The 15,221-nt window shown below is 47.9% G+C and carries 9 protein-coding genes, 3 tRNA genes and 1 pseudogene; 3 read left to right on the plus strand and 10 right to left on the minus strand.

Features of this window, described 5'->3' with window-relative positions:
• Positions 1-60 precede the first annotated feature (60 nt).
• Positions 61-507: a universal stress protein gene (locus HMPREF0080_RS03405; protein ID WP_006789816.1), complete on the minus strand. Its 447-nt coding sequence runs from the start codon at positions 505-507 to the stop codon at positions 61-63.
• Positions 508-705: 198 nt separating this feature from the next.
• On the opposite strand from HMPREF0080_RS03405, the gene HMPREF0080_RS03410 reads away from it, so the two are divergent.
• Complete coding sequence (locus tag HMPREF0080_RS03410) at positions 706-2,151, plus strand: sodium:proton antiporter (protein WP_006789817.1); 1,446 nt, start codon at positions 706-708, stop codon at positions 2,149-2,151.
• Positions 2,152-2,260: 109 nt separating this feature from the next.
• Here HMPREF0080_RS03410 and HMPREF0080_RS03415 read toward each other — a convergent pair.
• The 4 genes from HMPREF0080_RS03415 to speE form a co-directional block, all read right to left on the minus strand.
• Positions 2,261-2,336: transfer RNA gene (locus HMPREF0080_RS03415), tRNA-Lys, on the minus strand.
• A gap of 5 nt (positions 2,337-2,341) precedes the next feature.
• Positions 2,342-2,416, minus strand: a tRNA-Gln gene (locus HMPREF0080_RS03420).
• Between the two features lies 1 nt (position 2,417).
• Positions 2,418-2,493, minus strand: a tRNA-His gene (locus tag HMPREF0080_RS03425).
• 76 nt (positions 2,494-2,569) lie between these two features.
• Positions 2,570-3,418: a polyamine aminopropyltransferase gene (gene speE, locus HMPREF0080_RS03430; protein WP_006789818.1), complete on the minus strand. Its 849-nt coding sequence runs from the start codon at positions 3,416-3,418 to the stop codon at positions 2,570-2,572.
• Positions 3,419-3,642: 224 nt separating this feature from the next.
• Between speE and HMPREF0080_RS11645 the strand changes: the two are divergent.
• Positions 3,643-7,950: pseudogene (locus HMPREF0080_RS11645) on the plus strand (acyl-CoA dehydratase activase-related protein).
• 142 nt (positions 7,951-8,092) lie between these two features.
• Here the strand turns inward: HMPREF0080_RS11645 and HMPREF0080_RS11510 are convergent.
• From HMPREF0080_RS11510 to HMPREF0080_RS03445, 3 genes are all read right to left on the minus strand, one after another.
• Positions 8,093-8,260, minus strand: a complete 168-nt coding sequence (locus HMPREF0080_RS11510) for a hypothetical protein (protein WP_006789822.1) — start codon at positions 8,258-8,260, stop codon at positions 8,093-8,095.
• 33 nt (positions 8,261-8,293) lie between these two features.
• Positions 8,294-8,743, minus strand: coding sequence for an MBL fold metallo-hydrolase (locus HMPREF0080_RS03440; RefSeq protein WP_006789823.1), 450 nt, complete (start codon positions 8,741-8,743; stop codon positions 8,294-8,296).
• A 71-nt stretch (positions 8,744-8,814) separates the two neighbouring features.
• On the minus strand, positions 8,815-9,765 hold the full coding sequence (locus tag HMPREF0080_RS03445) for a S66 peptidase family protein (protein WP_040347091.1): 951 nt from the start codon (positions 9,763-9,765) through the stop codon (positions 8,815-8,817).
• A gap of 339 nt (positions 9,766-10,104) precedes the next feature.
• Here HMPREF0080_RS03445 and HMPREF0080_RS03450 point away from each other — a divergent pair, with 339 nt between their 5' ends.
• Positions 10,105-11,304, plus strand: coding sequence for an MFS transporter (locus HMPREF0080_RS03450; RefSeq protein WP_040347093.1), 1,200 nt, complete (start codon positions 10,105-10,107; stop codon positions 11,302-11,304).
• Between the two features lie 71 nt (positions 11,305-11,375).
• Here HMPREF0080_RS03450 and HMPREF0080_RS03455 read toward each other — a convergent pair whose 3' ends face one another.
• The gene (locus tag HMPREF0080_RS03455; RefSeq protein WP_006789826.1) at positions 11,376-14,810 is read right to left on the minus strand and encodes a pyruvate carboxylase; all 3,435 of its coding nucleotides are present in this window, start codon (positions 14,808-14,810) and stop codon (positions 11,376-11,378) included.
• Between the two features lie 134 nt (positions 14,811-14,944).
• Positions 14,945-15,221 (minus strand): twin-arginine translocase subunit TatC (locus HMPREF0080_RS03460; RefSeq protein ID WP_006789827.1); only part of this gene is annotated, 277 nt, incomplete at its 5' end.

The raw sequence follows: 15,221 nt of genomic DNA on the forward strand, positions 1-15,221 counted from the left end.
TTTGAGTGTCTACTTGACGGGTAGCAGTTCAGTTCGGATTACGGCTTTTTTTACGTATCCTCATTTAACAATCATAACGGGGCATGCGGCATGTGTTACAACAAAACTGCTGACAGAGCCCATAAAGAGACCTTTTAAGGGACCGAGTCCGCGACTGCCCATGACAATGAGATCGGCATTATTTTTTTTGGCAACGGAAAGAATTGCCGGTCCGGGCGATCCGACTTCGAAAGCTTCTTTCACACTGAGTGTGTCGGGAATATCCTTCGTCACTTCATTTAAAATTTTCTTTCCTTCTTCTTCCATATCCAGCGCAACCTGTTCGGTTACATAACCGCTGGCATTAGGGATCTGGTCAAAATTGGAAATAACGGAAACAATATTTGCCACATATACCAACATCAGAGAAGCGCCCACAGTGGAGGCGATTGTAACAGCATGTTCCACAGCCCGTTTCGAATTTTCCGAACCGTCGACAGGAACGACAATTGTCTTATAATCTTTCATCGTAAATCCCTCCTATGATTTCTTTTATATATTAATAGTTCTCCATAAAAGATAAAATTCCTGCCTGAAATTAAAATTTATTTAATCTTAAGCGGATTAACCGTTTAAGTGAAAATAGTACATTTCTATATAGTAATATGATACAATATTTTATAAGGTGAGAAAATACGGATTATTTTTTATCGAAGGGTGGTTTTTATGAAGAAAACTCATAAGTTTTTTTTATCTTTTTTTACTGTTTTCATGACGAATATCATGCCGATTCTGGCAAATGATACGCACGAAGCGCTCGAGGCTTCCTTGCCGGTATGGAGTGTCCTGCCTTTTGTGGGCATGCTTCTCTCTATTGCCGTTATTCCGCTGGTTAAGCCTCATTGGTGGGAAAAGAATATGCATGTAGCTTCCGGCTTCTGGTCGCTTGTCTTTATCCTGCCCTATGCCTATGCATACGGTGTCAGCGAAGCATGGTTTCATTTCCTCGAATCCATTCTGCTCGACTATGTTCCCTTTATCGTACTTCTCTTCGGCCTCTTTGTCGCAGCCGGCGGCATTGCCATAAAAGGGACCTTACCGGGAACGCCGAAGGTAAATTCGCTTCTTCTCCTTATCGGCACATTATTGGCAAGCTGGATCGGCACGACCGGCGCGGCAATGGTCATGATCAGGCCTCTTATCCGGGCTAACAGATGGCGCAGGAAATCCGTCCACGTTATCGTCTTTTTCATTTTTCTCGTTGCCAACATCGGGGGCTGTCTTACTCCTCTCGGCGATCCGCCGCTTTTCATGGGCTTCCAACGCGGCGTCCCCTTCACATGGACATTCCATCTTATCCCCATGTTGGCGGTAAACATGGCCGTTCTCTTTATTGCCTTTTATTTCTTGGACAGTTATTTCTGTAAAAAAGAATTGTCGGAAGGCCGTTCACCTCTTGACGAATTGGCTGAATCGGAAAAAGAGCCGATCCGTATTGAAGGCCTGCACAATGTCATTTTCATCATCATGATCATCGCCGGCGTTATCGCTAACGGTGTTTTACCGAAAGAAGTGGAATTTTTTGCCAATAATGCCGGCGGCATTCAAGTGTATGACGAACTGGTATTCCCTTATGCTACCCTCGTAGAAATTATCATCATCCTTATTGCCGCCTTTTTATCTCTGAAAACTACAAAGGAATCAACACATGAATTGAACGGTTTTTCTCATGCACCGATGATCGAAGTCGCTACCCTCTTTATCGGTATTTTCATCACCATGATTCCTGCTCTTATCTTTCTCAAGATACACGGCAGCCAACTCGGTATCCACGCCCCGTGGCAGCTATTTTGGGCGACGGGCTTACTTTCTTCTTTCCTCGATAACACACCGACATATCTTGTCTTCTTACAGACGGCCGGCGCGATCGGTTCGACCACGGGCATTGCCACTTCCGTCGGTACTGTATCCCACGCCATGCTTGAAGCGGTTTCGGCTGGTGCCGTATTTATGGGCGCCAATACGTATATCGGTAATGCCCCCAACTTCATGGTTAAAGCTATTGCTGAAGAAAACGGCATCAGGATGCCCAGCTTCTTCGGTTACATGGGCTGGTCCGCAGCGATTCTCGTGCCGACGTTCATTATCGATACGGTTATCTTTTTCTTTTAAGAGGGTACCTTCTTAATTCACCTGACACGGTCTCTTTTTGTAACCCTCCCGTTTAACTGACGGCAGACATAAAAAAGACCGCCGGCAACGCCGACGGTCTTTTTTTGTTTGGTGATCCACCCGAGACTCGAACTCGGGACACCCTGATTAAAAGTCAGGTGCTCTACCGACTGAGCTAGTGGATCATAGCTGGCAGGGGTAGCTGGATTCGAACCAGCGCATAGCGGAGTCAAAGTCCGGTGCCTTACCACTTGGCTATACCCCTATGGGGCGAGTAAAGGGGATCGAACCCTTGAGTAACGGAGCCACAATCCGCCGTGTTAACCGCTTCACCATACCCGCCATACAGGCCATCGGAATAACCGATGACGCTAGTTATTCTATCACGTAAATAACGGCACTGTCAAGGTATTCCGCCTTATCTCTCCGCGTCTCCGTACAGAAGGTTCTTCACAAAATTCGGCAATACAAATGCACTCTTTTGAATACCTTCATTGTAGTACTGTGTTGAAAAACTCCGTTTTCTGTTCGGCTCCCACGTAAGAGGATCATATTTTTTGGAACCCAATGTGAAACAGTGCATTCCTGTCGGATAGAGCGGAATAAAGGCCGTATACAGACGAGTCACCGGAAAAATTCGTCCGACTGCATCAAATACTTCCTTAACAAGTCTGCGATGCATGAAAGGAGATTCCGTCTGCTGTACAAAAATACCGTCTTTTTTCAGTGCCTTAAAAGTATCTTTGTAAAATTCATAGGTAAAAAGTCCTTCGCCGGGGCCTACAGGATCGGAACAGTCCACGATGATGACATCATAAAAATCTTCCGCTTCCTTCATAAACGCAATGCCGTCACCTATTTTAACAGTAAGTTTCGGATTATTTTCCAGCATAGCCGCCGCAATTTTAGGAAAATATCGCTTCGATAACTCAACAACCTTGCCGTCAATATCAACCATAGTCACATGTTCCACTTCCGGATGACGCACCGCTTCTCTGGCCGCACCGCCGTCACCGCCGCCGATGATAAGGATATTTTTAGGATTCGGATGCAGGAATACGGGAATATGGACAATATTTTCATGATAAGTAAACTCGTCTTTATCGGATGTCTGAAAAACGCCGTCAAGCATAAGCATACGACCGTATTCCTTACTGTCGGCGACAACAATATCCTGAAAAGCCGATTTGCCTTTAAAGAGAATCTCCGTTACTTCAGCACTTAAATCCAAATAAGGAGACTGGTGTTCCGTAATATATTGCTTCATTATATTCCTCCGTATACGTCTGTTTTCACTGATTCCGTCTTATTGTAACACACTTACGTCTTCCGGAACATAGGAAAAAAACGAGTTGCAGATCGGTTATATTCGCCTTTTCCGGCTTTTTTCCTTTCCTTTGTGTGGTATAATTGAATATAGGCTACGCAATTAATTTATACTATTATTGTATTCTTTTCTATGCAGTCGGCTCACCGACACAGGAGAAAGAAATGAAAGACTTACTGCACATCGGCATTGATATCGGTTCGACAACCGTAAAAATTGCCGTACTCAATAATTTAAAACAGTGTCTTCACGCCTGCTATGTCCGTCATTACACAGATATTCGTCAAAAAGTATTGGATCTTTTGGAAAACGCCTATGAAGTATTCGGCGATCGCCAAATTTCCATCGCTATTACAGGCTCCGGCGGCATGGGCTTTGGCTGACCATCTGCATATCCCGTTTATTCAGGAGGTCATTGCCGGTACAAAGTCCGTCCGCACGTACCATCCTCAAGCGGACGTTATTATCGAATTGGGCGGCGAAGACGCTAAAATCACATATCTCACAGGCGGTAACGAGCATCGTATGAACGGCGCCTGCGCCGGCGGGACAGGAGCCTTTATCGATCAGATGGCGACGCTGCTCCATACGGATGCCATAGGGCTCAACGAACTGGCCGAACGCTCGGATACGCTGTACCCTATTGCGGCTCGCTGCGGTGTATTCGCCAAAACGGACATAGCAGGCTCTCTTAAACGAAGGGGCCAGTAAGGAAAATGTAGCCGCCTCCGTCTTCCAATCGATCGTTTTACAGACGATTACAGGCCTGGCCTGCGGTCGTCCCATCAAGGGCTCCGTCTGCTTTTTAGGCGGTCCGCTTACCTTCCTGCCCCAATTGCGCAAACAATTTGCGCAGACGCTGGAACTGAAAGCGGAAGAAGTGATTGCCCCGGAAAACGCACAAGTATATGTCGCTATCGGAGCTGCGCTGGGCGGTTTTGACGAAAAGCCACAATCGTTTATGTCGTTGATGAGCCGTATCCGTCAAGTAGACGAGCGTTCTCTGCCGAAAACGGACCGCATTGAACGACTCTTCGAATCCCGGGAGGAACTGGACGAGTTCCGTGCGCGCCATGCTAAGGACACGGTTCCCACGGCGGACATATCAACTTACAAAGGCCCTTGTTACCTCGGTCTTGATGCCGGCTCAACGACGATCAAAGCTGTTGTTATGGGCAATAACGGCGAAATTCTTTACTCCCGCTATCAGAACAATGAAGGCAGCCCGCTGGACGCGGCAAAGGCGATTATAAAAGAAGTTTATACCATCCTGCCGGAAAATGCATTTATTGCCAAATCCGGAATCACGGGATACGGCGAATTTCTCTTGAAAGAAGCCTTCCACATCGATCTGGGTGAGGTGGAAACGATTGCCCATTATCAGGCGGCGGCCCACTTCTGCCCGGAGGTGGATTTTATTCTCGATATCGGCGGACAGGATATGAAATGCTGCCGTCTGAAAGACGGACACATCGAAGACATCCTCCTCAATGAAGCCTGCTCCGCCGGTTGCGGATCCTTCCTTGATACATTCGCCAAATCATTGAAAAAATCTATCCAGGAGTTTTCCGAAGCGGCTCTGCTTGCAAAAGAGCCGATTGATTTAGGTTCCCGCTGCACTGTATTCATGAATTCCAAAGTAAAGCAGGCCCAAAAAGAAGGCTCCACAATGGCTGACATTTCTGCGGGGCTGTCTTACTCCGTTATTAAAAATGCGTTGTACAAGGTTATTAAAGTAAAAGATCCGTCCCGATTAGGTAAACATATTGTTGTCCAAGGCGGCACTTTCTATAATGATGCGGTTTTACGCGCTTTTGAACAGCTCCTCGGACGCGAAGTGATACGCCCCTCCATTGCCGGCCTCATGGGAGCGTACGGCATGGGCCTTATTTGCCGCCGGGCATATCAAAAAGACAGAAGCATCTCGGCGCTCCTTGATGCCAAGGGCATTGAAGAACTCAGTATCAACACGTCCATTCGGCATTGCGGCCTGTGCACGAATAATTGTCTTTTAACTGTCAATACCTTTAACGACGGTCGTTTCTTTATTACAGGCAACCGTTGTGAACGCGGTGCCGCCGGCTCGGCGGCAAAACGCAAAAAAGTATTGCCGAACTTATATAAATTAAAATACAACCGCCTCTTCTCGTACTACAAACCGCTTGAAAAAGCTCCGCGCGGTTCCGTCGGCAATTCCCCGCGTTCTCAATATGTACGAAGACTATCCTTTCTGGTTTACATTCTTTACCAGACTCGGGTATAAAGTCGTCCTTTCCGACCAATCGACGAAGGACCTCTTCCAGAAAGCAATGGACACTGTTCCGTCCGACTCCGCCTGCTATCCGGCCAAACTCGTCCACGGGCACATAGCCAATCTTCTGGAAAAGAAAGTCGACCGTATTTTCTATCCGTGCATCCAGCACGGCCCGCAAGAAGGCAGCAAAGACAATAACTTTAACTGCCCCATGGTCATGTCTTACCCGGAAGTCATTAAACATAACATGGACGAACGCCTTACGGAAACGCAGACGCCATTTATCAGCCCTTTTCTGCCTCTTTATGACAACAAACGCATTATCACGCGCCTTGAAGAAGAATTGAAAACATGGGGCCTGAAAAAGCGGGAAATCAGACTTGCTGCCGAGGCGGCATGGAAAGAAGAGGAAAAGTTTAAGCACGACTACTATACGCTGACAAAGAAAACACTCGCCAAAATCGAAGCGGACGGAACAGTGTCCATTGTGCTGAGCGGCAGACCGTACCACTTGGATCCGGAAATTAATCACGGAATCCCCGAGCTTATTAACAGTCTCGGCCTTGCCGTTCTGACGGAAGACGGCGTCGCCCCTCTCGGTGAATTTCCGGGTAAACTCCGTGTCGTTGACCAGTGGTCCTATCACTCCCGCCTCTACAGAGCCGCCCAATATGTATCACAACATAAAAATCTGGAGCTGGTCGAATTGAATTCTTTCGGCTGCGGTCTTGATTCCATTGTAGCCGACCAGGTACAGGAAATCCTTGCTCACGGCAATAAAATTCATACGCTCTTAAAAATAGACGAAGGCTCCAATCTCGGCGCCATCCGTATAAGATTGCGTTCACTTCTCTTTGTTATGAATCATCGCAAGCAGTCGGATATACCTGTAGCCGAAAACTATTCGTATAAAAAGGCGCTCTTTACGGAAGAAGATAAGAAGACGCACACTCTCCTGGCTCCTGCCATGACGCCGATTCATTTTCCTCTTTTCAAGGCCGCCTTTGCCCATGAAGGTTACAAGCTCGAGATCCTTCCCCACCAGGGACAGGAGGCTATCGACACGGGACTCTCGTTCATTCACAATGATGCCTGCTACCCGGCCATTATGACGTTAGGTCAAATCATGACAGCCCTCCGTTCCGGTAAATACGACATGGAACACACATCCGTCATCATTTCCCAGACCGGCGGCTGCTGCAGGGCGACAAATTACATCGGTATGTTGCGCAAAGCGCTGGCCGACGCGAATATGCCGCAAATTCCCATCATTTCATTAAACACGAAAGGACTTAACAAACAACCCGGTTTTAAGCCGACTATGGGCTTTTGGCACAGATTACTTCAAGGCGTCGTCTACGGCGATACACTGCAACAGGTGCTTTATCGCACGCGTCCTTATGAAAAAATCCGTGGTACCGCGGAAACCCTCTTTGCAAAGTGGCAAGCCAAACTCACCGTAGATCTGGAAAAAGCCGACATAGCAACATTTAAGAAAAACATTCATCAAATCATAGCGGATTTCGATACGCTTCCCATCTGGGAAAATCTGAAAAAACCGCGTATCGGTATTGTCGGCGAAATTTACGTCAAATTCCACCCCGTTGCAAACAATCAAATTATCAAAATGATTGAAGAAGAAGGTGGTGAAATCGTCACGTCCGGCTTGGCGGACTTCTTCTACTACGGCCTTTTGGACAATCAATTCCGTCATAAATATCTTTCCGGCTCATGGCTGTCTTCAATGGGCAGTAAGGCGACAATCAAACTCCTTGATTGGTATCGTAAACCTTATACCGACGCCGTCGCCGGGAGCAGACGCTTCGATCCGGTTACATCAATTTACAAAATCGCCGATGAAGCGAAGGAATACCTTTCACTCGGCCATGTTGCCGGTGAAGGTTGGTTTTTGACCGGCGATATGATCGACCTTATTCACAGAGGCGCAAAAAATGTCGTCTGCCTCCAGCCCTGGGCCTGCCTTCCTAACCACGTTACGGGCAAAGGCATGATCAAAACACTGAAAGCGGCCTTCCCACAGGCAAATATCGTTGCTATCGATTATGACCCGAGTGCCAGTGCCGTCAATCAGACAAACCGCCTGAAACTGATGCTGACGACGACCTTTGAAAGCATTCGCAAGCCGTCCGGCGAAACGGACAAACCGATAATCCCCTTTCTGCAAGGCGTACGCATCAACGGTTCTCTGAATAAATAAGACTGTATACAACAAAAAGCTCACCGTACGGTGAGCTTTTTGTTGTATACAGAATATATCTTTCCAATCCGCAGATAAAGCTGCACCTATCTGAGCAGGTCTTTCAGCAATACACTGTTCCCTGACCGTTCTTACAGCTCTTTCACCGCCCCCGGCGCAATAACCAATCCTTTCCGGCCGTATTCTTTTTCCAGGCGGGCAACGAATTCAAACGGATCCGCCTCAATGACAGGCCATGTATTGTAATGGACAGGTAGGTCACCGCCGCTTTTATATACGATGCCGCCAAGAGAGCATCATCAACGCCCATGGTATATGTTTCGCCAGCTGGAACAGGGCATAATCAATATGCCGAGCGCTTCAGTAGTCCCATATCACTGAAAAAACACGTATCTCCGGCATAGTAAATCGTCTTGCCGAAAAAGGTAATAAGCGCTCCCGCAGCATGGCCTCCCGGTACGCCGGCGCCGTGGAAAGCAGGTACCATACGTATCGTACCGAAGGGAAAATCTCCTTTCCCGCCGAGATGCATTGCTTTGACGGCAATACCCGCTTTCTCGGCGCGGCTGACCACTTCAGGCGTGGAAATAAAGAGCGCATGATTGCGCACGGCAATACATGGCCTGTCACCGTAATGGTCATCGTGTCCGTGACTGACGAAGATGTAATTGCACATAATATCATCGGCCTTTGCCGTTTCCCATGTATTACCCGTAAAAAACGGATCGACAAGAAACATGATATCTTTATGGTGCAGGGCAAAGCACGAATGCCCGTAATAAATGAGTTCCATATTTTCCTCTCCTGTATCTTTCAGTAATTCTTCCCGGCCATTACTCGTAAAACGCGGTTCTCATCCCGTCTTTAGCCATCTTTTTCTCCGCCTGTGCCGTATACAATCACTATTTTCTCCGCCTCGGCACATACCGTCACGGATGTGCCGAGGGGCAGCGAGGCGTTATCCGGGCCGTGACCGACAGGCAGGCCCCATACAGCCGGTATACTCCATCGCTCGGCATATTGTTCGACCACTTGACGTATCGTGAAATTCCCGTCCGTTTCTTCCTGTGGCTCACAATTATGAAATTCCCCGAAAAGAACGGCTTTGGCCCGCTCTATAAGACCGCCCTGTTCCAGCTGGCGAAACATGCGATCCAAGGAATATGCGCTTTCTCCGACTTCTTCCAGAACAAGAACCAAATCCTTGCCGCCCAAGGCATAAGATGTCCCTGTCGTAACGGCAAGAAGCATGAGGTTGCCGCCGGCAAGAATTCCCGTCGCCTTGCCGGCGACAAGCGTTTCCATATGCCTGCCGGGCGGCAGGAGCAGCTCTTTACGCCCCCACGGGTCACTTAGCATAGCCGCAAAGGAAGCACGCGTAAACGCACTGCTCTTTCGCCCCAGCGAAAGAGCCATCGGTCCGTGCACGACAGCAAAGCCGCAGTATTTTTGCAAAGCCGAGTGGAGCGCCGTAATGTCACTGAAGCCGATGAAAAGCTTCGGATGCTTCTTAATGTACGGAAAGTCAATGAGGTCGAGTATGCGCGTTACGCCATAGCCGCCGCGCAAACAAAGTATACCTTTCACATTGTCATCACCGAAAGCTGCTTCTATATCACGGGCCCGTTCTTCATCCGTACCGGCAAGATACCCCCACTTCTTTTTCACCGTTGCGCCGAGTTTCACGGCATAGCCCAATTCGTGGAGCCAGGCAACGGCCTTATCCAATTCATCCGATACGCTGTAAGCGGCGGGCGCAATGATCCCGATCGTATCACCCGGCCGCAGCGGCGGCGGATAAATAAGTTCACTCATAGTCGCTCCTAAAAACATTATAAAAGACAGTATTTCCAGGCTAATCGGAATAATAAATACTTATTATGAAATACAGCCCTCAGCAGGAAACGGAAAAAGTTTCTGTACTGGAACTGCCGGCAAAGAACTGACAACAGTCCGCTGTAAGCACAGCCAAGAGGTACTTCTTTTTCCGTAAATCCGCCGATCCGTTTTATCCTCTGTCATTGTAAAACAGTATATACCGTTTTTATTATAATGGTATATACTGCAAAAGGGAAGATAAGCCGCCTTGCAATAAGCACAGCCGGCATTTATAATAAATTAGTTATTATATATTTTTTCAGAAAGTGTGAATTCATGAATTGGAAAACATGCCTTGTCGTCTTGACATGCAATGTTCTCTTTATGTCATCAAGCTATACTATGATTATGCCTTTCCTTCCTATCTACCTGACAAGAGAGTTGGGCGTACGGGCGGCAGATGTACATCTCTGGTCGGGCATCGTCTTTTCGGCATCTTTTGTAATCAGTGCCGTGATGGCGCCCGTTTGGGGAAAGATGGCAGACAGGCGCGGCAAAAAGCTCATGGCGTTGAGAGCCAGCATACTCCTCGCAGTCAGTTATTTTCTCGGCGGTATCGTCACCGGCCCGATACAACTTACATTGATGCGCATGTTTCAAGGCTTCGCTGCCGGTCTCTGGCCGATGGAGCTGGCTATTATGACCTCTTATGCTCCGCCGCAGAAGCTCGGCGTCTGTCTCGGTGTTATGCAAGGCTCCCTTACGGCAGGCAGTGTCATCGGGCCTCTCTTCGGAGGCGTCTTAGCGGAGATTTTCGGTATGCGCATGTCCTTCTTTCTGGCGGCAGGCGCTCTTTTTATCAATTTCCTCATGCTTTTTATCTTTATTAAAGAACCGCTGCAAATATCGGCCTCGGATGAAACTACCGGTGCTTGCACTAAAAAAGAATTCAGTATCTTTAAATCGCCCGTCATTCGAGACATGCTTACTTTTGCCGTCTTTGTCCAAATGACTATTCTCCTGGTCCAACCGGTCATGGCAACGTATATAGAAGAGTTAACGGGCAGTTCCGAAAATATAGCTATGAAGGCGGGATTTGTCTTCTCTTTGAGCGGTTTTGCCGGCGCCGCAGCGGCGCCCCTCTGGGGCCGGTTCGGGCAGCACAAAGGTTTCTACAATTCCCTGATCTGCGCCCTCACCCTCGCCGGCATTGTCGCCGTCGTACAGTCCATACCGCACACGCTTTTTCTCTTTGCGACAGCTCAGTTCTGTGTCGGTCTTTTCTTTTCAGGCATCAACCCGTCCATCAATGCCATCCTCGCCAAGTCGACTCCGAACAACGCTAAAGGCAGAGTCTTCGGGCTTCTCTTCTCGGCACAACAACTGGGATCTTTCATCGGTCCTCTGTTGGGCGCTTTCATCGCCACGGCCGCCGGCATGCACTACATTTTCATCGTCGCAGGGATCATCCTTCTTGCTATCAGCGTTGCCGTGCGACGGCATAAACCGGCACAGACTACAGACCTGTACCGATAAAAAAACTGAAAAATTTTACTTACATAAAAAACAAACCGTGTATCCGAATGAATACACGGTTTGTTTTTTCCTTACCCTTCAATTTCAACAAGGCAGTCCCCGGAAATGATCGCCTGTCCTTTCACAACATGAATATCCGCAACCGTACCTTCAATAGGAGAGGTAATGGTCGTTTCCATCTTCATTGCTTCCGTAACGACAAGAGGCTCGCCCTTCTTTACTTTCTGTCCCTTCGAGACAAGAATATTGACAACAGACCCGGAAAGGGTCGCGCCTATGTCGCCCGGCTTGGCCGGGTCGGCTTTTTTCTTCGCAACGGCAGTCATATCCACGCTCTTGTCCTGTACGCGGATTTCGCGTTCGGCACCGTTAAACATGAACGTAATTGTACGAACGCCGTCATCATTGGGATCGCTGATGTTGACTAAAGTAATGACGAGATCCTTACCTTTTTCTATTTCAACATGGACTTCTTCGTCTTTCTTCATACCGAAGAAGAAGGTCGGCGTATCGAGAACGCTTACATCTCCGAATTCTTTGAGACGTTCACTATAGTCCGTAAAAACCTTTGCATACTGGCAGTACGCGTTTACGTCTTCCGGCGTATGGCCGTAACCTGCATCTTCAAGTTTTTTCGCAATTGCTTCGAAGTCGGCCGGCGGCAAAACTTTACCCGGACGTTCTGTTAACGGTTTCTTTCCTTTGAGAATAATCTTCTGCAGTTCTTCCGGGAACCCCTGATAGGGAATGCCGATACGGCCTTCAAAAAATTCTACAACAGACTGCGGAAAATCAAGTGTATCCCCGCGGTCGTAAATATCTTTTTCCGTCAAGTCATTCTGTACCATGAATAAGGTCATGTCGCCAACGATTTTAGACGACGGCGTCACCTTGATAATATCGCCGAACATCATATTCACATCATGATACATCTTCTTAACTTCATTCCAACGTTCACCCAGGCCGACTGCCTTTGCTTGCTGGCGAAGATTGGAAAACTGTCCGCCCGGCATTTCATGCTGGTATACTTCCGTATTGGAATACGGCTCCGCTTTATCGACACCCTTATAGTACGGGCGTACGGTTGCCCAATACCGGGACATTTCTTCCATATTGTCGATACTCATATCGGGACGACGTTCTTTGCCGCTCAACGCGTAGTACAGCGTATTCATGCTCGGTTGGCTCGTACCGCTCGCCATAGAAGAGAGTGCGACGTCAACAATATCGACGCCTGCATCAATAGCACGGCAGTATGTTGTTACACCATTGCCGGAACCGTCATGCGTATGCAGGTGAATCGGCAACGTAACGGCGTCTTTCAATGCGGCGACAAGCTGATACGACGCTTCCGGCTTGAGCAGCCCCGCCATATCTTTAATGGCAATGATATTGGCACCTGCATTCTGCAGTTCCTTAGCCATTTTCACATAGTAGGCGAGATTATACTTCGGTCGTTGCGGATCGAGAATATCGCCCGTATAGCAAAGAGCCACTTCGGCAATCTTACCCGTTTCGCGTACGGCCTGAATCGTTTCATACATATTGTCGAGACTGTTCAGGCTGTCAAAGATACGGAATATATCAATACCGTTTTTTGCCGTAAGGTCAACAAAGTTTTTAACAACATTGTCAGGATAACTCGTATAACCGACGGCATTCGCGCCGCGGATAAGCATCTGTAAGAGAATATTCGGGGACTTTTCACGCATTTCGCGCAGGCGCACCCACGGATCTTCATAGAGGAACCTATAGGCAACGTCAAATGTCGCGCCGCCCCAGCATTCAAAAGAAAAGAGTTCGGGCATCTTTTTGGCGGCCGCATCCATAACGCGGAGCATATCGACGGAACGCACACGCGTTGCCAGTAAAGACTGATGGGCATCACGCATAGTCGTATCTGTAAAAAGGACTTTCTTTTGATCCAGAATCCACTGCGAGAATTTTTCAGCACCTAATTCATCAAAGACCTGCTTCGTGCCGTTCGGAAAATCCCCTTTCGGTGTAACCGGCAATTCAAGCGGCTCAAATTCCGGCTTTTCCTGGCGGCCTGAACCTTGATATCCGTTAATTGTCGTGTCACTGATATACTTTAAAAGCCTTGTGCCGCGATCATGAGTTACAGGCAGATCAAAGAGTTCCGGATGTTCATCAATGAAGTTAACATCATACCGGCCGCTGATAAAGAGATCGTTCGAAAGAACGTTGATAAGGAATCCGATATTCGTCTTAACGCCGCGAATGCGGAATTCTTTTAAGACACGAATCATCTTATCAACGGCGCCGGCATGAGTGAGATTATAGGTCGTAGCCTTTACGAGCAACGAGTCGTAATACGGCGTAATAATGGCACCCGTATAAGCGTTACCGCTGTCGAGGCGAACCCCGAAACCGCCGCCGCTGCGGTAGGCAATGATCTTACCGGAATCGGGCATAAACCCGTTTACCGGGTCTTCCGTCGTAATACGGCACTGAATCGCATTGCCGATACACTGGATTGCATCCTGGCTTTTAATGCCGATTTCCTCGCTGTCCAAAGCATAGCCTTCAGCCACTTTAATCTGTGTCTGGACAATGTCGATACCCGTAACCATTTCCGTAACCGTGTGTTCTACCTGTACACGCGGGTTAACTTCGATAAAGTAGAATTTTTCATCATCTGTCACGAGGAACTCAACCGTACCCGCGTTGACATAATTGACATTCTTCATCAGTTTCAACGCCGCATCGCAAATATCCCGGCGCAGCTTCGTCGACAAAGAGAACGCCGGCGCAATTTCTACAACCTTCTGATGACGCCGTTGAATGGAGCAGTCCCGTTCAAAGAGGTGAATGACATTACCGTGTTCGTCACCCATGATCTGAACTTCTATGAGCTTCGGATTGATAATACATTTTTCCAGGTAGATTTCATCGTTGCCGAAAGCGAGCTTCGCTTCGGACTTAGCGCGTTCATATGCTTCCTTGAGGTCGGCCATTTTGTCGACCATACGCATCCCGCGGCCGCCGCCGCCATTAACGGCTTTAAGCATAATCGGCAGGCCCACTTCTTTGGCAAAGCGTTCTACTTCGGCATAATTCATAACGGGGCCGTCGCTGCCGGGGATAAACTGAATACCCGCTTTTTTAGCCTGAATACGGGCATTGATCTTGTCGCCGAACATGATAAGATGTTCCACCTTCGGACCGATAAAGACGATACCTTCTTCATGACACCGTTTAGCAAGTTCCGAATTTTCCGAGAGGAATCCGTAACCCGGATGAATAGCATCAACTTCGTGTTCATGGGCGATGCGAATAATATCTTCAATATCCAAATATGCGTCAACCGGTTTCTTACCCTTACCGACCAAGTAAGATTCATCGGCACGGAAACGGTGCAGTGACAGAGAATCTTCTTTGGAGTAAACGGCTACCGTGCGGATGCCGAGTTCGTTACAGGCGCGAAATACACGAATAGCGATTTCACCGCGGTTCGCAACTAAAACCGAATTAATTTTTTTCATGTAATAAGACCTCCTGCTGTCATAGAGATGATGGTACTTTCTTTGTGTATACCGGCACGAACTTACTCGTTTATTATAACAAAAGAACCGCCCCGTACAAAAGGGGCGGCCTTCATAAATACTGTATACAAGATTTATTTATGCATGGTAAACCGGACAATCCATAAACTGATTTCATAAAGGACAATAAGAGGCACGGCAATAAGCGATTGCGTAATAACATCCGTCGTCGGCGAGACGATAGCCGCAAAAACAAAGGATATGACGATGAGTATTTTTCGTTTTGACCGCAAAAACTCACCCGATACGAGGCCGAGTTTTGCCAGAAAGATGACGACGAGGGGCAACTCGAAAATAAATCCGAAAGGCAGGGTCAGGGCCATGATGAAGGACAAGTACGCTTCCAAAGAA

Source organism: Megasphaera geminata F0357, from assembly GCF_000239275.1.
GTDB classification, from domain to species: Bacteria; Bacillota; Negativicutes; order Veillonellales; family Megasphaeraceae; genus Megasphaera; species Megasphaera geminata.